A 25,503-nucleotide genomic window follows, 5' to 3' on the forward strand; every position below is an offset into this window, starting at 1 on the left:
TGATCATGACAAACATCGTCAGCTGAACTAGAACTGACGCCAGCGGTCCCGTGGCTCAACTGGATAGAGCAGCCCCCTCCTAAGGGGCAGGTTGCAGGTTCGAATCCTGCCGGGATCGCCAGCTTCCTGAAATATCTGGTCGCAGATGCGTGAGACAAGGTGACCGCAGCGCCTCTTATTGTTTCAGTGGTTCCGGCTATCTCATTACCAGACGACGCAAACTGCGCCGCGACCTTTCAGGAAAGGCAATGTAATGAACGATTTCGTCAAAAAGATTTCTCTGGCTGCGCTGGTCGTCACCGTACTCGGGACCGGCTTTTCAGGTCAGGCGAAGGCTGGTGAATTTTCCGCTGACGGTTATCTGCAGCTCGCTGGCATCAGCATCGGTGTCGTGACGGACCGCCATAAAGTGAAAAAGCATTACGGCCATTCGCTCCGGCACTACCACAAGAGCCACCGCACCTATCACCAGCAACGCAAGCACAAAAAGAAAGTGTTCAAGCGCAAGAGGCTGCACGGCAAGGGGCCGCGGCACAGCGGGTTTCACCGTCATGGTAACTTTGGCCACAGCCACAGCTATTCACGGGCACACAGGCACTGAGGCCGGGGTGAACACGCGGATGTTGAGATGAACTGGTCGGGCTGAGAGGATTCGAACCTCCGACCCCCTGCTCCCGAAGCAGGTGCGCTACCAGGCTGCGCTACAGCCCGACCGATGCGCGTGGCCTACATCTAACGCGTTACTTTGGCAAGTCGCTCCCGTCCGTTTTTCGCCAGCGCCGCGTGGGACTGAGAAACCCTGAAATCCGGGGTGCTGTTCCGGTTTCGGGTCTGGACCTTGTCCGCAAGACGGGTTGTTCGGAATCCGGGACGCGGCTTTCCCGCAGCACGATAAACAGACCACTGCCGATGATGATAGCTGATCCGACAATTGTGGCCATGTCCGGTGTCTCGTCGAAGAACAGGACACCATAAAGTGCGGCCCACATGATCTGAGAATACTGCATCGGGGCAACGAAGATGGGTTCTGCGGTATTGTAGGCTGCGATCAGAAAACGCCCTGCGATCCAGGCAAAGAGCGCAATGATCGCAAAGTACCCCAAATCCTCGATGGGCGGCGGGCTGTAGATGAGCGGCAGAAGTGCTGCCATCACGACAAGGTTGGCCATCATTGGATAAAGCATGATTACGATGGTCCGCTCTTCGCGCCCGATTTTGCGCACAATGATGGATGCAAAAGACCCGCAGACAGCCGAAACAAGTGCCGCGAGGTGCCCCAGCTCCAGTTCCGCTTCGCCGGGGCGCAGCACAACCAGAACGCCGCACAGGCCGATACCAACCGCCACCCACCTGCGCAGCCGTACCGGCTCCCCCAGCATGGGGACAGCGAGAATAGTAATGAGCAGGGGCGCTGCGAAGAGAATGGCGTAAACCTGTGCAAGTGGTAGCACCGAAAACGCATAAAAGGCACAGAACCCGGTGATCATGGCGGCTGCTGTGCGGGCTGCCATCCACCATGGATGACGCGGCAGAAGCGTTCCATGTGTTGCGTCACGCAGCAGCGCCAGCATGGCGAGCGGAATGCCGAAGAGGACCGAAAAGAAAACGATCTGGACGGGCGAGTAACCACCGCCAAGCACCTTGATGATAACATCGTGGCTGGCAAAAATCGCGAAAGCGAGGAGCGCCAGAAGCGCGCCTTTTATATTGGGGTTCATTCCGTTGCCGGGCATGGGGAGTTCCTGTCTGATGCTGACCCGGACAATGCCGGGCCATCAGGTGGTTTTGTGTTTTACCCTGCTACCGCCCACAGGCCTCCCCGGTGGCAGGGGTCGTGACTTACAGGCTGTCGTCGAGCGCTGCCAGAATGACGTCACCCATCTGCGATGTGCTGATTGGCGTGCCACCTTCTTCGCCCATCAGGTCGGCTGTGCGCGCGCCATCGGCCAGAACTTTCTCAACAGCAGCTTCGAGACGGGCAGCCTCATCGCCCTGATCAAACGAGTACCGCAGCGCCATCGCAAAGCTGAGAATACAGGCGATCGGGTTGGCTTTGCCCTGACCCGCGATGTCCGGCGCGGACCCGTGTACCGGTTCATAAAGCGCGCGGGGCGGGCCGTTTTCTGTGGGGGCGCCCAGGCTGGCCGAAGGCAGCATGCCCAGCGAGCCTGTAAGCATCGCGGCACAATCCGACAGGATGTCACCGAAAAGGTTGTCTGTGAGAATCACATCAAACTGTTTGGGGGCACGCACCAGCTGCATCGCACCGTTGTCCGCATACATATGGCTCAGTTCAACGTCCGGATAATCCTCGTCGTGTACTTTCTGCACGACTTCGCGCCACAGAATGCCGCTTTCCATCACGTTGGCCTTTTCCATGGAACACACTTTGTTGTTCCGGCGGCGGGCCAGTTCAAAGGCCGAGCGGGCGACACGGTCGATCTCGCCTTCGGTGTAACGCTGGGTGTTGACGCCAACGCGTTCGTTGCCTTCCTCAAAGATGCCGCGCGGCTCGCCGAAGTAGACACCGGAAGTCAGCTCCCGCACAATCATGATGTCGAGACCGGCCACCACGTCCTTCTTCAGTGATGAGAAATCGGCCAGCGCGTCAAAACACTGGGCCGGACGCAGGTTGGAAAACAGATCCATCTCCTTGCGCAGGCGCAGCAGGCCGCGTTCGGGCTTCACGCTGAAGTCCAGATCATCGTATTTCGGACCGCCTACGGCGCCCAGCAGCACCGCATCAACGTCCAGCGCTTTCGCCATAGTGTCGTCATGCAGAGGCGTACCGTGCGCGTCATAGGCCGCGCCGCCCACCAGGTCCTCGCTGACATCGAAGTTGAGCCCGCGGTTGTCGCCGAACCAGCCAATCACACGTTTGACCTGCTCCATGACTTCCTGGCCGATGCCATCACCGGGAAGGATAAGAAGGGAAGGGTTGGCCATGCGTCGTCTCCTGCGGAAAGTGTTCCGGTGCGGCCTAGCGCGGGCAGGGTGCAGGGTCAAGAAGTGCCATGCGGAATGACGCTGCCTCACAGCGGCTGACACCCGCAATACGTGCATTTCAGTCAGGACCTGATAAGGTCGGGTCAGGTCAGCGGAAAAGATAAGGCCCCGAAAGGATGACAACCCGTATCAGATCCGGATTGATGCTCGCAGCGGTCCTGGCGCTGGTCTGGCCGTTCGTGCGCCATGCGCTGGAGCTTGGTGCCTTGGGGCTGACGGATGCTGCTACCACGCAAAGCCGGCTTTTCACGCCGGGTGCTCAGGTGCCCAATGTAGCGATCTTTGCCCATATGGCTGCTGGTGCGGTACTGACACTGATGATAGCGGTTCAGCTTCTTGACGGGCTGCGCCAGCGCTGGATGCGGCTGCACCGGATCAACGGGTATCTGATGTTCACCTGTGCGATGCTGACGGGTGCCGGAGGTCTGGCCTATATTGCGTTTCGGGGCACCATCGGTGGTCCGTGGATGAACACCGGTTTCGCACTTTATGGTGGCCTGATGATCGGCGTGGCCATCCAGACCGTGAGGCGGGCCCAGCAGCGACGGGTGTCAGCCCACAGGCGCTGGGCACTGCGGCTTTTTGTTCTTGCCATGGGGTCGTGGCTCTACCGTGTTCACTACGGCATCTGGTACGCTCTGACGGGCGGGGTTGCCTCGAACGAGGCGTTCACAGGCACCTTTGATCTGGTGCAGAACTTTGCCTTCTATCTGCCCTATCTGCTGATGCTAGAGCTTTGGTTCCGCAGCAAGCCGCCTCAGCGGGAGATGTCCACCCAGACAAGTTTGTGACGGCTGGCCGCTGACGCGGTTTGCCCGGCCTCAGTTGCGGGATCCGGCCACCAGACACCGCTGTCTGTGACGGCCAGCCCGGCAGACGGCAGCACATAGTCCACGCGCAGGTTTCCGGGTACGGGGTCGTCCCAGTCCGCAGTGTCATAGGGATCCCCTGTAATCGCGGCACTTCCGTCACTCGAAGGCTTCGGGTCCTGCAGGCGAGGGTCGGCCAGCAGATCGCGAATGGCTGACTTGATGCCGGACCCGCCAACAGGGTCCTGGTTGGTATCCCCCAACAGCACAAATGCACCGGGCGGCACCGGTCCGAACGCGCCATCAAGGTACAGCTGCCAGAACCGGATTTCGTCGTGATTTCGTTTGCCGTTCCGGTCTTCGGGCCCGTCGAAAACCGGTGGGCTTGCGTGAAAAGTCAGAAGATCGATGCGGCCCAGTCCCGGTATCTCAAGGGGGACGACCCAATGTGCGGTTGTGGGCAGTCGCTGAATGGCCTGAGCTTCCTCGGATGGGAAAGGACCGGCAGGTGTTTCCGGCAGAAGAGCGCCGGGGAAATCACGCCAAAGCATATCCGAGTAGTCCTGCACGCCATCATCGATCACCGGAAACCGCGAGAGGATCGCCATACCGCCCTGGCCGGAAAACCGTCCGTACCCCTGGGCATCGCGGGGATCCCCCCGGCGTCTGTCACCGTCCATATCCAGACCTGTTGCCATGCCGGTGTTGGGACGGTTTGCGAAAAGATACGGGTAGCTGGCCCCGTGATCGGAAAGGGTCTTTGCGAAAGCCCCGAGGGCCGCGCCGGTCAGGTCATAGTCGAACCCCTGGATCACAAGGATGTCCGGCGCAACGGTGGTGATGACCGAGATTACTGCATCTACCTGCTCGTCTCCGCCGCGCAGTATGTCACGCAGCAGCAGTCCGGGGCCGTCACGCTGAAGTTCTGTGTTATATGTTGCGATCCGCAGTGTATCTTCTGCGGCCGCAGGCGCGGCACACAGCAGGAGCGCTGTCAGGCAGCCTGAAAGCCATTCTCTTCGGCGGCGGTTGCATAGGCGCGGCGGCGCTTTTCCTCGATCATGCTGGCGATCCGCATCATCGCAATACCGCGCATGATCATACTCGCAGGAAGGAAGGCCCATGCCGTGATTGTCCAGATGAGTGTTTGCGGGTTCTCCAGTGTGATCGGGTCTACCAGATCAGAGGTCGCTTTGACCACAGCGGGGATCACAAAGGGCAACAGGAAACCGAGCGCAATATTAACCCGCGCGTCGCGCTGCAGGCGGAACAGAACATCGCCGCCGGCGGTGGGGTCAAACAGCGGCAGGTTCACCCAGACATTGAAGGAACCGCGGCGGATGGGCCAGCGGCCCCAGCGGACCATCACGATGAACCACGCCATTGCCACCAGGGAAATCAGATAGGACATGCCCGCGGCAGTGCGTACATCTGTGATCAGATCAGGGCGCGCATCGTAAGGCAGCATCAGAACGATCAGCCGGACAGGAGAAAACGGGAAATCGATTGCATTGCCGATGATTGTCCCAACAGATGTCAGGCCCTGCGTGATTGATGTGGGCTCGACCTTGCCCCGCGCAATGGCGGTCAGAACGATGAGGGTCAGGAAAAGCGTAATAAACCGCAGCCTGTTAAAGGGGGCAGCGTCGCGAAACTCGACGATACTCGGCGCGTTGGAATTGTATTCAACAAAGGTCAGGAAAGCGGCAAGCAGCGCAATCAGAACAACAATCTGCGACTGATCCGGTGCAATGTCCCGGAGCATCAGTGCAGGGGTCGCAATCAACAGAGCGACCAATAGTCCACGCAGGGCTGCGCCCGACATACGTACGAACATTCGTTTCTTTCCCTTCAAACTGGCCAGAAGCGATACAGTGCCGCGTTCTTGTTCCAACTTGATGCCACCGGGGCGGTGGTCTGCCTCATTCTTGCCCCATTTGTGCCATCATTCGTCTGAGTTTCGCAAGTCTCGTGGTTAACAAGACGCAATCGGTAAGGCGTTTTGAAGGAAGGAGTGGTGCGTTCCTGCATCAAATATGTGGCGAAAAACTGTCATTTTACAATATGTTGTGGGCGAGAGTGCAGGCGCCACAAACGGGCGTTAACAGATTCCTTAATCTGCTGGTATTTCTGATGGATTGTTTCCGAAACCGGCCGGACCAACAAAAAGCCCGCGCAGGATTACTACCAGCGCGGGCAAAATGGCAAAACAATGTGTATTCAGGTCAGACCCAGGGGCGCGACTGCGCGGCGGTCGTCTCAAAACTGTCGATTGATGCGGCTTTCTCAAGCGTCAGGCCAATGTCATCGAGACCATTCATCAGACAGTGCTTTTTGAAGGGGTCCACCTCGAAGCTGAAGCTCTCTCCGTCCGATGTGGTGATCGTCTGAGCGTCCAGATCAATGCTCATACGGGCATTGGCGCCTTTTTCGGCGTCTTTCATCAGAACATCGACCTGTTCCTGAGGCAGGGCGATCGGCAGGATGCCGTTCTTGAAGCAGTTGTTGTAGAAGATGTCCGCAAAGGACGGCGCGATCACGCAGCGGATGCCGAAATCCTTGATTGCCCACGGGGCGTGCTCACGGGACGAACCGCAACCAAAATTGTCTCCGGCGACAATGATCTCTGCGCTGCGGTAGGCTTCGCGGTTCAGAACGAAGTCAGGGATTTCGTTGCCGTCATCATCGTAACGCATCTCGTCGAACAGATTGACGCCCAGGCCCGACCGTTTGATCGTTTTCAGGAACTGTTTGGGGATGATCATATCTGTGTCGATGTTGATCAGCGGCATAGGAGCCGCGATGCCGGTCAGGGTTGTAAACTTGTCCATCTGGTTTCTCCTCGCCGGGATGGCCTGCTGGTCGTCCCTTGCCGTAACGTTGAGCGGCGGTTGCGCCACCGGGCCGGTGATGCACTATTTCGGTATGTCATGCAACCGATCGGGCCTTTGTCAGCGCGCTTGATCTGGTGGAAATATACCCGGTGTCCGGAAACAAAAAAGTGCCGCAGCGATGTGCTGCGACACTTCTGAGAATTTGTTACCACTTGCTGCTTGCCGCAGGAACATTCACCTGAACCTTCTTATAAGCGGAGAATCGCCGAAAGTTAAGAAAAACCTGACCTAAATGTGTCATTTTTTTGATCAAATGCGGCTCGGGGCTATAAAATGCTGGGTTTTTGCTGACTTAGAGTGATGCAAGCAAAAAATTCAGTTGCGCGAAAGGCGGTGCCTGAAACCCACATTTGTGGTTCTGGGACCCCATTTCTGCCGGAAAACGATGCCCGTCCGTACACCGGTCTGAACAAAAAACGCCCGGCCGAAGCCGGGCGCATTATCCGGGAAACCGTTGTGACGCTTACATCAGTTCACGAACGTCCGTCAGACGACCAGTGATGGCAGCGGCAGCAGCCATCGCCGGAGACATCAGGTGCGTCCGGCCTCCGCGCCCCTGACGCCCTTCGAAGTTACGGTTGGACGTGGCGGCGCAGCGTTCGCCTGGCTGGAGCTGGTCGGGGTTCATGGCGAGGCACATTGAGCAACCTGCAAGCCGCCATTCGAAACCGGCGTCTTTGAAGATGTCGGCGAGACCTTCCTCTTCGGCCTGCGCACGCACAAGGCCGGAGCCCGGTACAACCATCGCCCGTTTCACGCTGATCTTCTTGCCTTTCAGAATTTCGGCGGCTGCACGCAAGTCTTCGATGCGGCCGTTGGTGCAGGAACCGATGAATACTGTGTCGATCTCCACCTCTGACAGAGGCGTGCCCGATGTCAGGCCCATGTAGTCCAGCGAACGCTGTGCCGCTCCGACCTTACCACCCTCGAAATCGTCAGCCGATGGTACGTCAGCAGTGATTGGCAATACGTCCTCGGGCGATGTGCCCCATGTGACAACCGGCGCAATATCCTCGCCCTTGATGGTGATGACCTTGTCCCATGCCGCGTCATCGTCGGAATACAGGGTTTTCCACCAGTCCATCGCGGCTTCCCACTGCGCACCCTTAGGTGCGTGCGGCCGGCCTTTGCAATATTCAAAGGTCTTCTCATCCGGCGCGATCAGTCCGGCGCGTGCGCCGCCTTCGATCGCCATATTGCAGACGGTCATACGGCCTTCCATGCTCAGGTCACGGATCGCCTCGCCACAATACTCGATCACATAGCCGGTGCCGCCTGCGGTGCCGGTGGCGCCGATAACCGACAGCGTGATGTCCTTGGCTGTGACGCCCGGGCGCAGTTTCCCGGTGATCTCGACCTTCATGTTTTTGGACTTCTTCTGGATCAGCGTCTGGGTTGCCAGAACGTGCTCCACCTCGGATGTGCCGATCCCGTGCGCCAGTGCGCCGAATGCGCCATGCGTCGCCGTGTGGCTGTCGCCGCAGACCACGGTCATGCCGGGGAGGGTCCATCCCTGTTCCGGGCCGACAATATGCACGATGCCCTGGCGGATGTCGGAGACAGGGTAATAGTGAATGCCGAATTCACGCGCGTTGGTGTCCAGTGCTGCGACCTGAATGGCGCTGTCTTCGGTCATGTTTGCCGGGTCTTCGCGGCCGGGTGTGGTGGGCACGTTGTGGTCCGGTACGGCAATTGTTTTGTCAGGTGCCCGCACCGACCGGCCCGTCATGCGCAGACCCTCGAATGCCTGAGGGCTGGTGACCTCATGTACAAGGTGGCGGTCAATATAGAGAAGGCAGGTGCCGTCGTCCGCTTCGTGCGCGACATGGGCATCCCAGATTTTGTCATAGAGTGTTTTGGGGGACATTGGTCCACTCCCGTTTTTTGAATGGGTCAGAGGCTGTCGGGCGGTTGTGCTTACAGGCGTGCGATGGCCGTATGCGTCACGCCGAAAAAGCGCTCGCGCAGACGTGCACGGTCGGACAGTTCGATTCTGAAATGCGCACTGCGTAACATGGGGCGGTGTTTACCGTGTCGGGGGACAGCAGGCAAGGGATGTGCGGCGTGGTTGTGGCGGGTGGCGGCCTGTGCAAATCTGATCCCATGGAGCAGGAAAATATTCTGGAGTTCGATCCCGACCAGTTCGCCGGGGCACTGATGTCCGTCAGTGAGATATGGCACCTTACGGTCAGTTTTTTTACAACGGTCATCACACCCGGCTGGCGTCAGAACCAGCTTCTCATCATCCTGGCCCTGATTGCGCTCAGCTGGCTGTTCCATCGTGTCTGCGGCAATTCGCTGGATCACTGGGTGCGCCGGCGTGAAGGCTGGGCGAAATGGCAGCTGCGTCTGGTGGTTCAGATCAAAAGGCGGATGGGCCTCATTCTTTTCGCTTTTGTCGCCTGGGTAATCTATGCGGTCATGCAACAGGTGACATGGCCGTCGCGATCTCATCTGATCGGCATCGCAGCCACACTTGCAACGGTCTGGGTCGGCATTGCCTTTGCGGCACAGCTTGTGCGCAACAGACCGCTGCGACGGATCGTGACCTGGGCGCTGTGGATCTGGGCAACTCTGCACTTTCTTGATCTGTCCGCAGTAACGGCGGAGTTCCTGGACGACTTAGCCATCGAAACCGGTGGGTTCCGGATTTCGGCACTGGGCATCATAAGTGCGATTGCTGTGATCGGGGTGTTCTTTGCCCTTGCGCGCATCACCAGCAAGACGACGGCGGCCCGTATCCGGTCGAACCAGGATATCAGCCCGTCGATGCAGGTGCTGGCCGTCAAAGGCGTGCAGGTCGTCCTTTATGGCTGTGCGTTTTTCCTGGGAGTCAAAGCGGTCGGAATTGATCTGACCGGGCTTGCCGTTCTGTCGGGGGCGATTGGTGTTGGTCTTGGTTTTGGTCTGCAGAAGGTCGTGTCCAATCTTGTGTCTGGCGTGATCATCCTGCTGGACAAGTCGATCAAACCGGGTGACGTGATCAGCCTTGGCGAAACTTTTGGCTGGATCAATGCGCTGGGCGCGAGATACGTCAGCGTGGTTACGCGTGACGGCAAAGAGTACCTGATCCCCAACGAAGATCTGATCACCGGGCAGGTGGTGAACTGGTCTCATTCTGACGAATTCGTCCGCCTCGATATCTTTTTCGGAACGTCCTATGGCTGTGATCCGCACCAGGTCCGTAAACTGGCAATCGAGGCTGCGGCTGCAGTGGACAGGGTCCTGTCGCACCCGAAACTGCCCGTCTGTCATATCGTTGGTTTCGGCGACAGTTCCGTGGATTATATCCTGCGGTTCTGGATCCGGGATCCGACCGGCGGGCTCACGAACATCCGTGGCAATGTATATCTGGCGCTTTGGGATGCCTTTAAGGCGCACGACATCTCTATTCCGTTCCCGCAACGCGAGGTGCGTATGCTGAACGATGATCCCGGTACAATGGCCGCCGACTGACCTCGCGGGGTTGTCGCGCTTCTGTCGCGTTCTAGTGTTACACGCTCAGCGAGTGGAGAGTGTGATGAAGCCCCGGACAGAGACGGTTCTGATTCTTGGCAGCGGTCCCAATGCCGTCGATGCGCAGAGCTGGTGCAGGTCATGGTTTGACCGCATCGTCGTGATCAACAATGCGTGGCAGCTGCGCAGTGACTGGGACGATCTCATCTGCCCTGAAGATTTTCCCCAGGACCGTCGTCCTCAGAACATAGGGCGGGGCCAGCGGATCGTCGGTGCTGAGGAGTTCGTGCCGGCTCAGAACGCTTTGGGTGGCTTTGTCTTCGCCGGTGGTACGATGGCATTTACCGCCGGGTACTGGGCGTTGCACGCGCTGCGCCCCCGGGTCATTGCCTGGATGGGCTGCGACATGGTCTACCCGCGCAGTGGTCCAACGCACTTTTATGGCACCGGTACGGCTGATCCGCTGCGGCCGGACGTGACACTGCGCGATCTGGGTGCGAAATCCGCGCGGCTGGCGCTGCTTGCTGCTGATCGGGGATGCGCCTGCGTGAACCTCTCTACGGCGCCAAGCAGGCTGCTGTTTCCGCGTTCGAGGCCTGAGGAACTCCGCACGTCGCGGTTCAGCTTGCCGGAAACTTCCGCTGTCGGACCGTTGTTGCGGCGCGAAAATGCGCTGGGGTATGACGTGCCGTCCGGACGATACTGGGAAGTGGCTGACCGTTTCGACGGCAGCGCGCTTGAGGAACTGGACAGGGGCTGGCTGTCCGCGCTTGGCAGGGCTCCCGGTGATCAGCAGACGGCCGCTGCCTGAACGGGCACTCGCACCCTGCGAACGGTCTGTTTTCACTGCCGTCATTGAATTGTCGCATGCATATTGCTAAATTCGGGCTATCCCCAGCGCCGGGGGTCCGGCGGCGCGATCAAAGGAGGACAATGTCCTGTCTATACATGCTGATGCAGCTCCGGCTGCTCAAAACGGGTCCGCAGTGATGGCCACTGCAACCGACACAAGCACCAGCGACGACATGCTGGCAACGATCCTCAAATCCCTTTCCGATGACAAAGCCGAAGATGTGGTGCAGATTGATCTGCGCGGCAAAACAGAGATTGGCGACTATATGGTCGTATGCTCTGGCCGTTCTACACGTCAGGTGGCCTCGATTTCGGAAAAGCTGGCGCAGACCATCAAGGACACGTATGGCCGCACAGCAAAGATGGAAGGTAAGGACGCTGGTGACTGGGTGCTTATCGACACAGGCGATGTGATTGTGCACGTCTTCCGTCCGGAAGTGCGTGAGTTCTATCAGCTCGAAAAGATGTGGCAGCCTGTGTCCGGTCCCGGAGCTGCTGCCGGCTGACCTGACCGGTCAGCGGCTGATTCTGCATGCGTGTGCATGTGATCGCGGTCGGGCGTCTGCGCGCCGGGCCGGAGAAAACCCTTATTGATGACTATCTGCAGCGGTTTGACCGCACTGGCCGGGCCCTTGGTCTTGGGCCTGCACGGGTGGTCGAGGTGGACGACCGCAAGGGTGGCGGTATGGCAACCGAAGCCGATGCGATCCGCCGTGCCCTGCCGGATGGTGCGCTGATCGGTGTTCTGGACGAACGGGGTAAAACCGAAACATCGCCACAGTTCGCGGACCGGCTGGCGCGCTGGCGGGACGATGGCCGCCGCGATCTGGCGCTGGTCATCGGAGGGGCGGATGGGATTGATCCGTCCCTGCGCGCAGAGGCAGATTACGCGCTGTCCTTCGGGAAAATGGTCTGGCCTCATATGCTGGTGCGCGTCATGGTGTCAGAGCAACTGTACCGCGCCGCGTCTATCCTTTCAGGTGGACCGTACCACCGGGCATAGAGCCGCACAGCAGGTGTACGGTTTTCTCGTCCCGGAACGTCTGCGCAGCGCCTTCGCGTGTCGGCCTTTTCAACGGGTGAGCCCTGCTGAGTTGTTTATTCGACAAAGATACCGACACAGCGGTTCAACGGTTCGGACACGCCATCCGCGGTTGATATGGGCAACATGGCCAGGGTCTCACCAAAGCCGACGATTTCGATTGCCTGTCTCGACAGGCCGGCATTAACGAAGATCGCAGCTACTGCCTCGGCGCGCTCGTTTGAAAGCGCGCTGTTCAGGCTGCTTGACCCGGTTGTATCTGTATGTCCCGCAATCCTGATCTTTGAGAACTCCATATTCTGCAGTTTTTCCGCTGCATCTCTCGCGCGTTTCAGCGCGCCCGGGGTCAACTGCGCACTGTTCACCTCAAAGTGGACTTCTGCGATCATGCCATTGGCTGGCAGGTCCGTCCCGCCTGCCACCGCTGCGGCGGGGATAAACTCTCCTGCCTGATTATCTTCGTTAGTGCCGCCCTCTGCAGATGTCGTGCTCAACAAAGCAACAGCGTCCTGTTCAGGGCCAGATGACAGTGCATTCAATGCAGGCTCCGGCACCAGTATGCCGTCATCAGGAAGGAGCTTTGACCCTGTATCCTGAGCCAGCTCAATGATCTCGGTTGCTGTGCTCTGTGCCGGTTCGTCCTTCGGCAGCTCGTCCGCGAGGGCCAGTGGTTTCCCAGCAGATGCTACGCTCGCTGCAAGCTGTTCTTCCTGTTTCGCCAGTTCAGTTTGTCTGTTTTCAAGGTCATCCATGTCGGCAAGCAGATTGCTGTGCATCCGTGTCAGATCTTCCTCGAGTGCTTCCAGTGAAGCCTGCTTATCCTCAAGCGCTTCTGCCTGCGCGTCCAGTTCCGCCTTCTGCTGGTCAACCTGCTCCTGCCGGCTGTTCAGCTCCTGCAGCTGCTGCCCCAGATGAGCCATATCTGACAGGAGATCAGAAGACTGTTTTTCCAAAGCGTTCTCGCGCGCGGCTATCGTGTTTGACAACTGCCTCTGTTCTTCTACCAGTGCCGCCATTTCGACTAGGGCCTGCTGATCCTCTCCGCCACTGTCCGGCATCATCTGTGTTCCCGCTGTAAAACCAGCTGCCGTGCCAACCGCCAAAATGATTGCCGCTAAACCCGCATATGAAGCGTTCAAGTTGCTTCTCCCGCATGAGTTGAAAATTCAACTCACCATAGCACCGGATCCCGCAAAGTAATGGATATCAAGAACTTGTGATGGCGGGATCGGTCGATTCCCGCCAGAATTGTTGGCGTGTCCGTCCGTTTCGGTTCCGCACACGGTGAATTCACGGCAACTTGCCCGCCTTAGAGGCTCAGAAAGCGAATCGTTTGTCTGCAGAATTTCGAGAGGAACGACGCGGATCATGTCGGTCCCGCGCCCGTGTTCCGGCGTGGCTCTGCTCAGCGCAGATTGACTGTGACAGAGCCGCTGTTCCAGCCGCCTGGCAGATCCCGTGCCTGGATGCGTACCTGTGTTGTGCCTTCCGGAATCCGCACACCTGACAATGATCGCGTAAAGGGTTGTTCATCCACGTGGGGGTGCGCCAGCACACGCATACCAAGCTCGTTCCCGTTCATATCGAGAACGCGCCAGCCGTCGGCATAGTGATCCCAGCCAGTATCAGGATGAGAGATCGTGACATCGAAGCGCCAGGTGTCCCCTGTGCGCTGAACTTTGACATTCTCGATTTTGGGTTCTTCTGCGAGGGCCGGCAGTGCGGCAACCACAAGTGCTGCTAACAATAAACGTTTCATTTTCGTACCTGAACCATTTTCCTGTGGCTCCAATTTAGCCTTTCAGCAGGATTTTTCGAGAGTGGGACGCAAATTCGCGGCGCCAGATAACCACCAGCGTGACCAGTGTCGCCGCAATCAGAGCGACCGGACCTGCCAGCCAGGCAGCGCATGCGAGAGCGAAATAAATGGATCTGAGGCCCCGGTTGAAGCTACGGGCGAGCGTCACGTTGATCTCTGCCGCCTGTTCGGCACGCGGGTAGGCGTCCGGGTGGGTCGGATCATTTGGCACAGAGGCGATCAGTACAGAACAGTAGCCAAACAGCCTGTTAGACCAGACAAATTTCAGAAACGCGTTGGTCAGCAGCAGGGTCACGACCAGAAGTTTCAGCTCCCACACCACTGCTGGGTGGTCCATCAGCGTAATTTCACTGGCCACACCGCCCAGCTTTTCGGCATTGCCGATCAGCGCCAGGGTGCCACCGATGGCAATCACAGAAGTAGAGGCGAAAAAGGCAGTACCCTCCCGCAAACTGGCCAGGACCTGGGCGTCAAAGATGCGCGGGTCACGCGTGACCATCTGTTTCATCCATTCGCGTCTGTAGTCGGCCATGAGCACGGAAGTCGACAGGTGTTTCCGACCTGGATGCTCGACCCGCCACCCGATGCCGAGCCAGCAGGCAAACAGCAGTCCGAGGGCTGCATAATCCAGAGGTGTAAACAGAGCGAGGCGGTCGGCGAATGTCATGGCCCCAGCATGTCGCAGGTTCGATAAAACTTGCCAATGGGTCAAATTGGTAATATTAGTTTACCAAAAGGAGATCACGCCATGGAAATGCCGATTCCCGACCAAGCTGTTCTGGCGCGTAAATCGCGGGTTGTTGAGCGGCTGAGTGCCGTTTTGCCGGCTGATGCGGTCATTTCTGATGTCGCTGAGACGCGCGCATATGAGTGTGATGCGCTGACGGCGTACAAATGCCCACCCATGGTTGCTGTGCTGCCGGCCTCAACACAGGAAGTGTCCGATGTCCTACGTATTTGCCATGAAGAAGGCGTGCCTGTGGTGCCGCGCGGCTCCGGCACCTCTCTTGCCGGCGGGGCGCTGCCGACCGCGGACTGCGTGATCCTCGGCGTGGCGCGCATGAACGAAGTTCTGGATACTGATTATCCGAACAGGGTGATCCGGGTGCAGACGGGCCGTACAAACCTTAGCGTGACGGGTGCGGTCGAGGAAAACGGGTTTTTCTATGCACCTGATCCGTCAAGCCAGCTGGCCTGCGCGATTGCCGGAAATATCGCGATGAATTCCGGTGGTGCGCATTGCCTGAAATATGGTGTGACGACCAACAATCTGATGGGCGTCACCATGGTGATGATGGACGGGGAGGTTGTCGAGATCGGCGGTGCCCATATGGACAGTGGGGGCCTTGATCTGCTGGGCCTGATCTGCGGATCCGAGGGTCAGTTGGGCGTCGTCACCGAAGCAACGCTGCGCATTCTGCCGAAACCTGAAGGCGCTCGCCCGGTTCTGATGGGGTTTGACGACAACGAGGTTGCCGGCGCCTGTGTCAGCGACATTATCAAGGCAGGTGTTCTGCCCGTGGCTATTGAGTTCATGGACCGCCCGTGTATCGAGGCGACCGAGGCTTTTGCCCAGGCTGGCTACCCGATGTGCGAAGCACTGCTGATCGTTGAAGTTGAGGGGTCTGAGGCTGAGATTGATCACCAGCTGGGGCTCATCATGGAGATCGCCCGCCGTCACAATCCGGTCGAGCTGCGCGAAAGTAAATCAGCTGATGAGAGCGCACGCATCTGGTTGGGCCGGAAATCGGCCTTTGGCGCGATGGGTCAGATCAACGACTACATGTGTCTGGACGGGACAATCCCGGTCAGTTCCCTGCCGTTTGTTCTGCGGCGTATCGGCGAGATGTCCGATCAGTTCGGCCTGAAGGTAGGTAATGTTTTCCACGCGGGCGATGGTAATATGCACCCTCTGATCCTGTTTGATGCGAACAAACCCGGTGATCTGGAACTCTGTGAGGAGTTCGGTGCGGAGATCCTGAAACTCTGCGTGGAAGCGGGTGGCTGCCTGACCGGAGAGCACGGTGTGGGCATCGAGAAACGCGACCTTATGAGCTATCAGTATGCGCCCGAAGACCTTGAGGTACAGATGGCGGTCAAGGACGTTTTCGATCCGCAATGGCTGCTGAACCCTGCCAAGGTTTTCCCGCTGGATGTGTCGGCGCCCCGCCGCGCATTGCCGGTTGCAGCCGAATAGCATGACCGCCTGAAGACCCCGGAGTACTCAGATGACAAAACCCGACAGCGAAGCGGCCCTGGCCGATGCAATCAAATCTGCCACCGGCCCGCTTTCAGTACGCGGCGGCGGAACGCGTGGACTGGCCGGTGACGGTGAGCCGCTTGAGACCGGCGCATTGTCGGGCATTTCGCTTTACGAACCCGGAGCGCTGACCATTGTGGCAGGTGCCGGAACGCCCCTGTCTGAGATTGACGCGGCACTCGCCGCGGAAAACCAGCGACTGGCGTTTGAGCCGATGGATCACCGGAAACTGCTGGGCACGGGCGGCGAACCTACCCTCGGTGGTGTTATGGCCGCCAATATCAGTGGCCCGCGCCGTATTCAGGGGGTGCTGCACGGGATTATGCCCTGGGTGTCCGGTTTGTTGATGGGGCGGGCAACATCGTCAAAAACGGGGGCCGGGTGATGAAAAACGTGACCGGCTATGATCTGGTCAAACTGATGTGCGGTTCCTGCGGAACGCTGGGTGTTCTGACCGAAGTGTCCCTGAAGGTGCTGCCGGTGCCTGAAACCAGCGGGACACTGATGCTGCGAAACCTCAGTGGGCAGGACGCGGTCGACGTCATGTCAGCGGCACTGGGGTCGCCCTATGAAGTTACCGGTGCGGCGCATTGCGCGAAAATTCTGGATGATGCCCCGATTACCGCCCTAAGGGTTGAGGGATTTGAAGCCTCCGTCTCCTATCGCCTTGAGAAACTCAAGGCGCTGTTTTCCGCAAGAAAAATCGATATGGAGATCGCGCCGCCGGATATGTCAGACTGGTTCTGGGAAGGCGTGCGGGATGCAGGCAAATTCTCCGATGCTGAGGGCGATGTGTGGCGCGTGTCCTGCAAACCATCGGATGGACCCGCGCTGGAGCAGGCATCCGGCGCTGAGGAATGCTACAGTGACTGGGGCGGTGGCCTGATCTGGTTCCGGACCCGCTCAGGTGATGATCTACGTGCGCGTCTTGGCGCGTTCGACGGCCATGCAACACTTGTCCGCGCTTCTGCGGACACAAGGTCCAGACTGGGCACCTTTCACCCCGAAACGCCAGGCGTTGCGCGGCTGAGTGCCGGATTGCGCGCCCGATTTGATCCCGGGGGCATTCTAAACAGCGGACTGATGTCAGATGCCAGTACCGGCACGACACAAGACGCATGACAGGCAGCAGACGGAACCTTCCGGAATGATTTTTCTGATTCTGCCTCTGGTGATCTATGCAATTGTGGCGCTCATGCCGCCCGGCAAACCGGCGGTAATCGCGGTGGCTGTGACTGGCGTTTTTCTGGTTCTGATGTATCTCAACCCGGGCGGTGCCGACGGGGGCGCCAATGATCCCCATGCCGGGATCGGTGAAGGGCTGGGAATGATCCTGTTCATGCTCTGTGTCGGTGGCTGGGGTGCCGGGGCGGGCGTTCAGCTTTTGCGCAGGACCATGGCGCTGTCCCGGTCTGCCTATGTCGCCACGGTCATCATCGCGCCGGTGCTACTTTTCGGCATATTCCTGCTATTTCTAGGTTAGGGCTTATACAATGCAAACGACCTTCACGCCTGAACAGCTTAAAGACCCTGCCATTGAGCGCAGCAATGAAATTCTGCGGACCTGTGTCCACTGCGGTTTCTGCACCGCGACCTGTCCGACCTATCAGGTGCTGGGCGACGAACTCGATAGCCCTCGTGGCCGGATTTACCTGATCAAGGACATGCTGGAAAACGACCGCGATCCGGATGAGAAAACGGTCAAACATATCGACCGCTGCCTGTCCTGTCTGGCCTGTATGACAACCTGCCCGTCAGGTGTGCACTATATGCACCTGGTGGATCACGCCCGCGAATACATTGAGCAGCGCTACAAACGCCCCTTTGGCGACCGCGCGCTGCGCTGGATTCTGGCGCGGATCCTGCCCTATCCGATGCGGTTCCGGGTTGCTCTGCTGGGCGCGAAAATCGGCCGGCCGTTTGCCCGGCTGATGCCGGACGCGCGGCTTCGCGCGATGCTGGAAATGGCCCCGAAGACAATCCCATCAGTCAGCCGCAATGACGACCCACAGACCTTTGCGCCTGTTGAGCCACGCCGCAAGCGCGTGGCGCTGATGACCGGATGTGCGCAAAAGGCGCTGAACACCGACATCAACGATGCAACCATCCGCCTGCTGACCCGCATGGGCTGCGAGGTTGTCGTGGCAGAGGGTGCCGGCTGTTGCGGTGCGCTGACCCACCACATGGGCAAAAGCGACGAAAGTCACGCGACGGCTGCAAAAAATATTCAGGCCTGGGCGCGGGAAATGGACGGCGACGGCCTCGATGCGATCGTCATCAACACCTCAGGATGTGGTACGACTGTCAAAGATTACGGCCATATGTTCCGCAATGACGCTTTGGCAGAGGATGCGGCACGGGTGTCGGCCCTTGCGATGGATATCTCAGAACTGCTGATGACGCTCGACCTGCCGAAGGGGGAGGACCAGGAGACGGTGGTCGCCTATCACGCCGCCTGTTCGCTGCAGCATGGCCAGAAAATCAAGACCTACCCCAAGGACCTTTTGCGCAATGCCGGGTTTGCCGTCGTTGAACCGGCTGACCCGCATCTGTGCTGTGGTTCTGCGGGCACGTACAATCTGATGCAGCCGGAGATTTCAGGAAAACTTAAGGAGCGGAAAGTCCGGACACTGGAAGCCAGGAACCCAGACATTATTGCCGCCGGAAACATCGGATGCATGATGCAGATCGGGTCCGCGACTCAGGTGCCCATTGTGCATACGGTCGAACTGCTCGACTGGGCCACCGGCGGGCCAAAGCCTCCCGCACTGGTAGAAGGTTTCAACCGTGGGTCTGAAATACCGCGCCTTCGTTGAGCGAATGGCGACGGACCGTTAACCAATTCAGGGCCAATGCGGTGTCTGATGGCCCCATTTCTGCCGCACATTCCGGATAGCAATTTCCTCCAGTAAGAGGATGTTTTCTGTGTGGAAGTGGTTAATTCTTGCGGCATCGGTTGCTGCCGCGACAACAGGTGCGATTGCCCAGGACGGCAAGTTGCGGTTGCTCGAAGCGGGGACGGATGCGTCTCCGTGGGAGGCTGTGGGCCGTCTGGATATCGGTGGAGCGGGGTTCTGTACGGGCGCGCTCATCGGGCCTGATCTGGTTCTGACGGCAGCGCATTGTCTGTTCGACAAGACGTCGGGTGCGCGGATAAATCACGAAACCGTCGAATTTCTGGCCGGGTGGCGCAATGGCCGGGCATCTGCGTACCGCCAGGTCCGGCGCGCGGTGATCCACCCGGACTACGTCTATGATCAGCAGGTCTCGTCCGAGCGTGTACGCAATGATGTCGCGCTGCTGGAGCTGGTGCGCCCGATCCGGAACACCACAATCGAACCTTTTGAGACAGCATCCCGCCCGAGGAAAGGCGCGCGCGTTGGTGTGGTCAGCTATGCGCGGGACCGTTCCGAGGCGCCGTCACTGCAGGAAGTCTGCCGTGTACTGGCCCGGCAGGAGGGTGTTCTTGTGACCTCCTGTTCCGTCGATTTCGGCTCGTCCGGCGCCCCCATTTTCACGTTCTCTGACGGTAAGGCGCATATTGTTTCGGTTGTTTCTGCCAAGGCTGAACTTGACGGCCAGAATGTCTCTCTGGGGACGGCGCTCAGCGGCCCACTGGCTTTCCTGCGCAGTGAACTCGATGCAGGTAAGGGCGTTTATCAGGAGGTTGCGCCGGTCAGCCGGATTGTGGTCGGTGATACCCGTCGCGAAACCGGTGCCAAATTCGTCCGTCCGGGGGAGGACTGACCTGATGTCCTACCGAATACTGACCCTCTTCACTGCGGTTCTTTGCATCGGTATTTCCGAACCTTCAGACGCACAGCAGTCAACGACACGCCTCAAAGGTCTGGAGGGCGCCAATGATGCCCATGTCTGGCAAGCGGTCGGCCGGCTCGATGCCCGCGAAACCGGTTTTTGCACAGCAACGCTGATTGCGCCGGAGTTTGTTCTGACGGCAGCGCACTGCGTGTATTCGTCCAGAACAGGTGCCCCTCTGAAAGCTGAGGACCTTACATTCCGCGCCGGACTGCGCAACGGGCAGGCCGCAGCAGAGCGCGGTATCCTTCAGATCGAGGCGCATCCGCAGTATGTATCCGGGAATGGCATGTCGGCTGAAAATATCCGGCACGACGTCGCGCTGCTCAGACTGGCCCGATCGATACCCACTCACGAACTTGACCCGTTTGTGCTCCACAACGATGCGGTGACCGCTGGTTCTGTCAGTGTCGTGTCCTACGGGCGTGGACGCTCCGAAATACCTTCCCGTCAGAAATCCTGTTCACTGCTGCTTGAGCACGAAGGCATCCTCGTGATGAACTGCGATGTCACTTTCGGCTCGTCCGGGGCGCCTGTTTTCACACATACAAACGGACGTGGCAGGATCGTCTCGGTGGTTTCAGGGATGGGGTCATATGATGGACAGAAAGTGACATATGGCATGTCGCTGCCGTCGGTGGTTGCCGAGCTGAAACACAGGATGCGGGCAAATGCGCCCCGGCCCGTGGCAGAAATCCGGCGTCTGTCCGTCGGAAGCCGGGGCGGCAGTGGTTCTGGCGGCGCAAAATTTGTGCGTCCTGGAGGGTCTTGAAAGGCGCGGAACGGTTCCCACATTGAGCTTGTGCCGGGTGCCTCTTGAGGGCCCGGTCAGAAACCAACGCCGCGGCGCGTCCCTGATGGAGCGCCCGGAACTTATCGCTCAGAAAAGAGGATGAACCATGCGTACTTTTGATTTTGCACCACTCTATCGTGCCACCGTCGGCTTTGATCAGATTGCCGACCTTATGGACCGGGTGCTGACAAATGAAGGTTCCCAACCTTCCTACCCTCCGTACAATATCGAAAAACTTGATGACGACGCATACCGCATTTCCATTGCTGTCGCCGGTTTTTCCGATGCGGATCTCTCCGTTGAGGTGCGTGAGAATGCGCTGATCGTTTCAGCGCGCAAGGCAGACGAGAAAGCGGAACGGTCCTATCTGCACCGGGGCATTGCGACCCGTGCCTTTGAACGCCGGTTCCATCTCGCCGACCACGTGAAAGTGACGGGTGCGGCCCATGTGGACGGCATGCTGCACATTGATCTGGAACGTGAGGTGCCCGAAGCCCTGAAACCGCGTCAGATCGCGATTTCAACGACCCGGCAGATTGAGAAAGATGTGGTGGATGCCAAGTCGGTCAACTGACCACAGGCACACCGGATGACGTTCAGGCGCGGCCACCCGGTCGCGCCTTTTTCATGGCGTGCCGCGCACCAGGCGCATGGCGCCATCCCTGATGCTCTCCAGTGTCGGAACCCCGACAGCACCGCGGGACAGCAGGCGCAGACCTACGAGCATCGACAAAAGTGCCTGTGCTGTCCCGGGGGCATCTGTGCTTGCCGGAACCTGTCCTGTACGCTGACCGCGTTCGATCATTTCGCGGAAGAACAGTTCCACGTCCGAAAGAGATTCCTGCACGATTGCCATGACTTCCGGAGGCTGGTTAGGCAGGTCCTGCGCGGTGTTGACAACAAAGCACCCCAGATTTCTCGGATCGTTCCGGGCTTCATCGATAAGGCCGTCAAAAAACGTCTGGATTGCTTCAACAGGATCATCGAGCTGGCGCAGACGGGCCAGCGTAGCGGCCCGTGTTTTCTGGTCATAACGCGCGAGCGACCGGTCAAAGAGTTCCTTCTTTGAGCCGAAGGCGTTGTAAAGGCTTCCTTTATTTATCTTCATGGCGGACGTCAGATCCGACATGGAGGTCGCCTCGTATCCTTTCTTACCAAATATTTCGGTCGCGCGATCTATGGCTTCATCGATGTCAAAAGTCTTTTCCCACGGCATTCCAACTACCTTCCGAGACTAAAGTTCTCTCACAGATATAAGAGTTTAAACCGAACGTTCAAGAAAATTGGCCCTCGGGTGTTGACCGATCAGTATAAACAGCCTAAATGCAGTTTATACCGAACGGTACAAACAAAATTACTCTGATGGAGACTGACATGCCCGAATTCACCACACACACTGTTGAAACTGCCCCTGCAGGGTCCAGACCGTACCTTGAAGGCGCGCAGAAAAATCTTGGCTTCGTGCCCAACCTTCTGGCGACAATGGCCGGTGCTCCGGCACTGCTCGAAGGATATATGACCCTGTCCGGCATCTTCGGGAAAACGGATCTGACCGAAACCGAGCGTCAGATCATCCTGATGACAAACAACCGGCTGAACGGCTGTACCTATTGTATGGCGGCCCACACAACGATTTCGCAGGGTGCGGGTGTGCCCGCAGATGTGATTGAGGCGCTTCGCAACAATACACCGATCAGCGACCCGAAGCTGGAAGCGCTGCGTCAGTTCTCCGTTGTGGTGAACGCAAGCCGTGGCTGGCCTGAAGAGGCGCAGGTCCAAGCGCTTCTGGATGCCGGCTATACACAGCAAACCGTCCTTGAAGTGGTTCTGGGTACAGCTTTCAAGGTGCTGTCGAATTACACCAACCACATTGCGGAAACGGATCTTGATGCGGCTTTCCGGGCAAATGCGTGGACTGACAAGGCAGCTGCCGCCGCCTGAGGTGGCTAAGATCAGACGAAAAGAGGGGGCGCGCAGAATTGCGGCCCCTTTTTAGTATGACCGGATCAGCATACGCTCTGCCGAGCTCTGCATGACGGAGACATATCGTTCGTGCGACCATTTCTGGCGGATACATAACTGTTCCCACGCAGGGACCGACAACATCGTCCAGAGCAGATCTGTCGCTTCTTCCTCGCTCAGGCCGGGCGTCAGCAGGCCCTCCTCCGCCAGTGCGTTAACGGACGCGGCACATCCATGGCGTACGGCCTGCATACGGTCATCCCAGGCCGCGCGTGCCTCAGCATCGGTGTCCTGCATTGCCATCAGAGCTTTGGCTGTGCCGTAGATCTCGCCGATGTATCCGCCCCAGGCGCTGATCCACGCCAACAAACGGGTCCGCGCATCTGATGCTTCCCGGCTTGGCGCGAGCCGCGCTTCGACGTCGTGGATTTCATCAAGATACCGGACCGTCGCCACCAGGAGTTCTGCCCGGTTCGGAAAATGCAGGTACAGCGCCTGACGGCTGATACCGGCAGCTTTGGCGATATCCGACATACGTGTCGCGGCAATGTTCCCGTCTTCGAGGAGCCTGTGGGTTGCGGAAAGGATGCGGGTGCGGGTTGGATTCTTTTTTCTTGACATGATGTAAAGTCAGCGATTATTGACACGATGTCAACTTTACATCGTGTCAAGTTCATCAGATTGGAGATCAGAATGAAAGTCATCGTTTTTGGAGCTACCGGAACTCTGGGCCGGATCGTGTGCCAGCAGCTCTCGGAAGAAGGTCATGACGTCACAGCTTTTGCGCGGCGCGCGCCCGGGTATGCGGAGGACAGGCCTCACATTCGGTTTGTGGCAGGTGATGCCATGGATGAGGACGCCGTCAGCGCAGCAATGCAGGGGCATGATGCGGTGGTCGTAACCCTGGGTGCCGGTATGAAGCGCAATACTCCGATCCGGTCGCAGGGCACGCTCAATGTGATCCGCGCGATGCAGAAGCATGGGGTGAAGCGACTGATCTGTCAGTCAACGCTGGGCGCGCATGAAAGCTGGAGCAACCTGAACTTCTTCTGGAAGCGCATTATGTTCGGTGGGTTGCTGCGCCCTGTTTTTCGGGACCATGAGCTGCAGGAGCGGTTGGTGCAGGCAAGCGGCCTGGACTGGACGATCGTGCGCCCTTCAGCCTTTGACAAGTCGCCGGCTACCGGCCGGTTCCGTGAAAACTTTGGTCCGGACGACAGGCGCCTCACGCTGAAGATCCCGCTGGCGGACATCGCTGCATTTCTGTCCCGTCAGCTCAACGATATGCGTTATCTGCACCGGGCGGTTGGAATCTCTAACTAGGATCTGTTTCCGGAAAATTCCGGAAAGCGGCCCGGATCAGCGAAGCAATATATGCGCGCGCTGCTCCGGGTTCGATCATCGTGATGGACGGCCGGCATGCCAGTGAAACGATACCGTGCACGGACGCCCAGAGCATAAGGTAGAACTCGCGGTGCTGCCGGTTCTCCGGATCGCCGTCACCCGCCCGGATCAGCATATCAAGCAGACCTTCCTGCAGTTCCTGCGCCCGGAGATCCAGCTGCAGATCGGAATCCCGCTCAAACAGCATGTACCAGCGGCGCGGTTCAGCCAGCGCAAAGTCGAAGTAGGCGGCCCCGATCGCATTGATGCGCGTGATCGGATCTGCAGCTTCGGACAGGGCCGCTGCCCGCAGCTTTTCCGCCAGCCGGTCCGCGCAACGGACGTTCACGGCCCGCACCACCCCGTCCAGGTCCCCGAAGGCGTTATAAAGCGATCCCACGGAAATATTCAGCTCTTTGGCCAGCCCGCGTGCGTGAAGCGCATCGCCCCCTTTTTCGAGGACGATGCGTTCAGCCAGTTCAGTGGCTTTTTCGCGGATACCGGCCAGATTGCGGTCGCGCCGTGACATTGGTTTTTCAGTGTTCATCGCCACTGGTCATGTGCGATTGCCCAGTTCTTGTCAAATCCGGAAAGGATGCGGCCCGTCGGGTTTGTGGCGGTAGATCCCGGCGTCCAGATCATGCTCGTGCATAAAGCGTGCGATGGACCCGAAAGTTGCGGTCGCAACAGAGCTGCCATGATCGACAGTCGTCAGCGCAGGTGCAGCCGCCGGTGCAAGCAACCGTTTCATACCACCGATCTCGACAGGCTGGGGCTCAAAATGGGCAGTGATATTCGCCTTGATGACCGCCTTGCTTGATGTGTCATAAAGGCTCGCCATCAGAACATCGAGCGTGTGTTCCGTGCAGTTCTGGAACCGCTGGGTTCTGGGGTTTGCCAGAACGGAATAGCTGGGGTTGTGCAGCTGCGCATACGCCGGGCTGGCAATCACATCGAGCAGTTTTTTCTGCAGACGTTTGTCCGGGACAATGATGCCCGCGTCCAGTTCATAGGCGCCTGCGAAAAAGTCCTCGGGGCTGTCCTCAATCAGGCGGCTGGTGCGTCCGTCACCACCCTGCTGATAAAGGTTGTAGACCCTGTAGCCCTTATAGGTGGACCCGTCCGCACGAACCATTCTGGAATAAACCCAATAGGCGACGTGTGTATAATCAATGCCCTCAGGCAGTGTTTCGCGGTCCCGTCCGACGCGGCCGACAATGGCAACATGGGCGCCCTGTCGGGCCAGTTCTGTCTGAACATCCAGCGCAAACCTGGCCACTTTATCCGTGCTGTGGATCGGGTCGGTGGCCTGATTGCTGCCGGCCTGTGAGAGGCCTGGCAGCAGGGTAACAAGGATGGCCATTGCGATCGTGAAAATGCGTTTCATGTGTTTTCTCCCTGCAGTCTGCAA

27 protein-coding genes, 2 tRNA genes and 1 pseudogene are annotated in these 25,503 nt (G+C 58.6%); 16 read left to right on the forward strand and 14 right to left on the reverse strand.

The window, feature by feature from the left end:
- The first annotated feature begins 44 nt into the window (after window positions 1–44).
- Window positions 45–121: transfer RNA gene (locus ACZ1HA_RS18355), tRNA-Arg, on the forward strand.
- A 132-nt stretch (window positions 122–253) separates the two neighbouring features.
- Window positions 254–601: a hypothetical protein gene (locus ACZ1HA_RS18360; RefSeq protein ID WP_472714926.1), complete on the forward strand. Its 348-nt coding sequence runs from the start codon at window positions 254–256 to the stop codon at window positions 599–601.
- Between the two features lie 33 nt (window positions 602–634).
- On the opposite strand, the gene ACZ1HA_RS18365 is transcribed toward ACZ1HA_RS18360, so the two are convergent.
- From ACZ1HA_RS18365 to leuB, 3 genes are all read right to left on the reverse strand, one after another.
- Window positions 635–711, reverse strand: a tRNA-Pro gene (locus tag ACZ1HA_RS18365).
- Window positions 712–740: 29 nt separating this feature from the next.
- Window positions 741–1,718 carry a DMT family transporter gene (locus tag ACZ1HA_RS18370; RefSeq protein ID WP_472715351.1) on the reverse strand — a complete coding sequence of 326 codons (978 nt, stop codon included), beginning with the start codon at window positions 1,716–1,718 and terminating at the stop codon, window positions 741–743.
- A gap of 121 nt (window positions 1,719–1,839) precedes the next feature.
- Window positions 1,840–2,946 carry a 3-isopropylmalate dehydrogenase gene (gene leuB / locus ACZ1HA_RS18375; protein ID WP_472714927.1) on the reverse strand — a complete coding sequence of 369 codons (1,107 nt, stop codon included), beginning with the start codon at window positions 2,944–2,946 and terminating at the stop codon, window positions 1,840–1,842.
- 176 nt (window positions 2,947–3,122) lie between these two features.
- On the opposite strand from leuB, the gene ACZ1HA_RS18380 reads away from it, so the two are divergent.
- A complete protein-coding gene (locus ACZ1HA_RS18380; protein WP_472714928.1) occupies window positions 3,123–3,797 on the forward strand; it encodes a DUF2306 domain-containing protein in 675 nt (224 codons plus the stop codon).
- Here the strand turns inward: ACZ1HA_RS18380 and ACZ1HA_RS18385 are convergent.
- From ACZ1HA_RS18385 to leuC, 4 genes are all read right to left on the reverse strand, one after another.
- Window positions 3,764–4,813: an endonuclease/exonuclease/phosphatase family protein gene (locus tag ACZ1HA_RS18385; RefSeq protein ID WP_472715352.1), complete on the reverse strand. Its 1,050-nt coding sequence runs from the start codon at window positions 4,811–4,813 to the stop codon at window positions 3,764–3,766. The two genes, ACZ1HA_RS18380 and ACZ1HA_RS18385, sit on opposite strands and share 34 nt — an antisense overlap.
- Window positions 4,810–5,652: a hypothetical protein gene (locus tag ACZ1HA_RS18390; protein ID WP_375229244.1), complete on the reverse strand. Its 843-nt coding sequence runs from the start codon at window positions 5,650–5,652 to the stop codon at window positions 4,810–4,812. Before ACZ1HA_RS18390 ends, ACZ1HA_RS18385 begins: the two co-directional genes overlap by 4 nt.
- Window positions 5,653–6,040: 388 nt before the next feature.
- Window positions 6,041–6,646 carry a 3-isopropylmalate dehydratase small subunit gene (gene leuD / locus ACZ1HA_RS18395; RefSeq protein WP_375229243.1) on the reverse strand — a complete coding sequence of 202 codons (606 nt, stop codon included), beginning with the start codon at window positions 6,644–6,646 and terminating at the stop codon, window positions 6,041–6,043.
- 526 nt (window positions 6,647–7,172) lie between these two features.
- A complete protein-coding gene (gene leuC / locus ACZ1HA_RS18400) occupies window positions 7,173–8,576 on the reverse strand; it encodes a 3-isopropylmalate dehydratase large subunit (RefSeq protein WP_375229242.1) in 1,404 nt (467 codons plus the stop codon).
- A 290-nt stretch (window positions 8,577–8,866) separates the two neighbouring features.
- Here leuC and ACZ1HA_RS18405 point away from each other — a divergent pair, with 290 nt between their 5' ends.
- From ACZ1HA_RS18405 to rlmH, 4 genes are all read left to right on the forward strand, one after another.
- Window positions 8,867–10,165 carry a mechanosensitive ion channel family protein gene (locus ACZ1HA_RS18405; RefSeq protein ID WP_472715353.1) on the forward strand — a complete coding sequence of 433 codons (1,299 nt, stop codon included), beginning with the start codon at window positions 8,867–8,869 and terminating at the stop codon, window positions 10,163–10,165.
- Window positions 10,166–10,229: 64 nt separating this feature from the next.
- On the forward strand, window positions 10,230–10,976 hold the full coding sequence (locus ACZ1HA_RS18410) for a hypothetical protein (protein WP_472714929.1): 747 nt from the start codon (window positions 10,230–10,232) through the stop codon (window positions 10,974–10,976).
- A 178-nt stretch (window positions 10,977–11,154) separates the two neighbouring features.
- The gene (gene rsfS, locus ACZ1HA_RS18415; RefSeq protein ID WP_375229240.1) at window positions 11,155–11,523 is read left to right on the forward strand and encodes a ribosome silencing factor; all 369 of its coding nucleotides are present in this window, start codon (window positions 11,155–11,157) and stop codon (window positions 11,521–11,523) included.
- A 26-nt stretch (window positions 11,524–11,549) separates the two neighbouring features.
- Window positions 11,550–12,020: a 23S rRNA (pseudouridine(1915)-N(3))-methyltransferase RlmH gene (gene rlmH, locus ACZ1HA_RS18420; RefSeq protein WP_472714930.1), complete on the forward strand. Its 471-nt coding sequence runs from the start codon at window positions 11,550–11,552 to the stop codon at window positions 12,018–12,020.
- 95 nt (window positions 12,021–12,115) lie between these two features.
- Here the strand turns inward: rlmH and ACZ1HA_RS18425 are convergent, their stop codons facing one another.
- The 3 genes from ACZ1HA_RS18425 to ACZ1HA_RS18435 form a co-directional block, all read right to left on the reverse strand.
- On the reverse strand, window positions 12,116–13,120 hold the full coding sequence (locus tag ACZ1HA_RS18425; RefSeq protein WP_472714931.1) for an OmpA family protein: 1,005 nt from the start codon (window positions 13,118–13,120) through the stop codon (window positions 12,116–12,118).
- A gap of 344 nt (window positions 13,121–13,464) precedes the next feature.
- A complete protein-coding gene (locus ACZ1HA_RS18430; RefSeq protein WP_472714932.1) occupies window positions 13,465–13,818 on the reverse strand; it encodes a hypothetical protein in 354 nt (117 codons plus the stop codon).
- Between the two features lie 34 nt (window positions 13,819–13,852).
- Entirely contained in the window at window positions 13,853–14,545 is a 693-nt protein-coding gene (locus ACZ1HA_RS18435) for a DUF599 domain-containing protein (protein WP_375229236.1), read from the reverse strand.
- An 81-nt stretch (window positions 14,546–14,626) separates the two neighbouring features.
- Between ACZ1HA_RS18435 and ACZ1HA_RS18440 the strand changes: the two genes are divergently transcribed.
- The 7 genes and pseudogenes from ACZ1HA_RS18440 (at window position 14,627) to ACZ1HA_RS18470 (ending at window position 21,321) form a co-directional block, all read left to right on the forward strand.
- On the forward strand, window positions 14,627–16,075 hold the full coding sequence (locus ACZ1HA_RS18440; RefSeq protein ID WP_472714933.1) for an FAD-linked oxidase C-terminal domain-containing protein: 1,449 nt from the start codon (window positions 14,627–14,629) through the stop codon (window positions 16,073–16,075).
- 31 nt (window positions 16,076–16,106) lie between these two features.
- A pseudogene (locus tag ACZ1HA_RS18445) lies at window positions 16,107–17,260 on the forward strand (FAD-binding protein).
- A gap of 25 nt (window positions 17,261–17,285) precedes the next feature.
- Complete coding sequence (locus ACZ1HA_RS18450) at window positions 17,286–17,621, forward strand: hypothetical protein (protein ID WP_375229233.1); 336 nt, start codon at window positions 17,286–17,288, stop codon at window positions 17,619–17,621.
- Between the two features lie 10 nt (window positions 17,622–17,631).
- Window positions 17,632–18,954 carry a glycolate oxidase subunit GlcF gene (glcF, locus tag ACZ1HA_RS18455; RefSeq protein WP_472714934.1) on the forward strand — a complete coding sequence of 441 codons (1,323 nt, stop codon included), beginning with the start codon at window positions 17,632–17,634 and terminating at the stop codon, window positions 18,952–18,954.
- A gap of 100 nt (window positions 18,955–19,054) precedes the next feature.
- Window positions 19,055–19,885, forward strand: coding sequence for a trypsin-like serine peptidase (locus tag ACZ1HA_RS18460; protein WP_472714935.1), 831 nt, complete (start codon window positions 19,055–19,057; stop codon window positions 19,883–19,885).
- Between the two features lie 4 nt (window positions 19,886–19,889).
- Window positions 19,890–20,726, forward strand: a complete 837-nt coding sequence (locus ACZ1HA_RS18465; RefSeq protein WP_472714936.1) for a trypsin-like serine peptidase — start codon at window positions 19,890–19,892, stop codon at window positions 20,724–20,726.
- A gap of 127 nt (window positions 20,727–20,853) precedes the next feature.
- Entirely contained in the window at window positions 20,854–21,321 is a 468-nt protein-coding gene (locus ACZ1HA_RS18470) for an Hsp20 family protein (protein WP_375229229.1), read from the forward strand.
- Window positions 21,322–21,372: 51 nt separating this feature from the next.
- Here ACZ1HA_RS18470 and ACZ1HA_RS18475 read toward each other — a convergent pair whose 3' ends face one another.
- Window positions 21,373–21,963, reverse strand: a complete 591-nt coding sequence (locus ACZ1HA_RS18475) for a TetR/AcrR family transcriptional regulator (protein ID WP_472714937.1) — start codon at window positions 21,961–21,963, stop codon at window positions 21,373–21,375.
- Window positions 21,964–22,121: 158 nt separating this feature from the next.
- On the opposite strand from ACZ1HA_RS18475, the gene ACZ1HA_RS18480 reads away from it, so the two are divergent.
- Complete coding sequence (locus ACZ1HA_RS18480; protein ID WP_375229227.1) at window positions 22,122–22,688, forward strand: carboxymuconolactone decarboxylase family protein; 567 nt, start codon at window positions 22,122–22,124, stop codon at window positions 22,686–22,688.
- A 51-nt stretch (window positions 22,689–22,739) separates the two neighbouring features.
- On the opposite strand, the gene ACZ1HA_RS18485 is transcribed toward ACZ1HA_RS18480, so the two are convergent.
- Complete coding sequence (locus ACZ1HA_RS18485) at window positions 22,740–23,330, reverse strand: TetR/AcrR family transcriptional regulator (protein WP_472714938.1); 591 nt, start codon at window positions 23,328–23,330, stop codon at window positions 22,740–22,742.
- A 72-nt stretch (window positions 23,331–23,402) separates the two neighbouring features.
- Here ACZ1HA_RS18485 and ACZ1HA_RS18490 point away from each other — a divergent pair, with 72 nt between their 5' ends.
- Complete coding sequence (locus tag ACZ1HA_RS18490) at window positions 23,403–24,032, forward strand: NAD(P)-dependent oxidoreductase (protein ID WP_472714939.1); 630 nt, start codon at window positions 23,403–23,405, stop codon at window positions 24,030–24,032.
- On the opposite strand, the gene ACZ1HA_RS18495 is transcribed toward ACZ1HA_RS18490, so the two are convergent.
- Both ACZ1HA_RS18495 and ACZ1HA_RS18500 read right to left on the reverse strand, forming a co-directional pair.
- On the reverse strand, window positions 24,025–24,621 hold the full coding sequence (locus ACZ1HA_RS18495; RefSeq protein WP_375229224.1) for a TetR/AcrR family transcriptional regulator: 597 nt from the start codon (window positions 24,619–24,621) through the stop codon (window positions 24,025–24,027). The genes ACZ1HA_RS18490 and ACZ1HA_RS18495 overlap by 8 nt on opposite strands.
- A gap of 51 nt (window positions 24,622–24,672) precedes the next feature.
- The gene (locus tag ACZ1HA_RS18500; protein ID WP_472714940.1) at window positions 24,673–25,479 is read right to left on the reverse strand and encodes a DUF2145 domain-containing protein; all 807 of its coding nucleotides are present in this window, start codon (window positions 25,477–25,479) and stop codon (window positions 24,673–24,675) included.
- Window positions 25,480–25,503: the final 24 nt, after the last annotated feature.

The organism is Roseobacter sp. S87, from assembly GCF_055693285.1.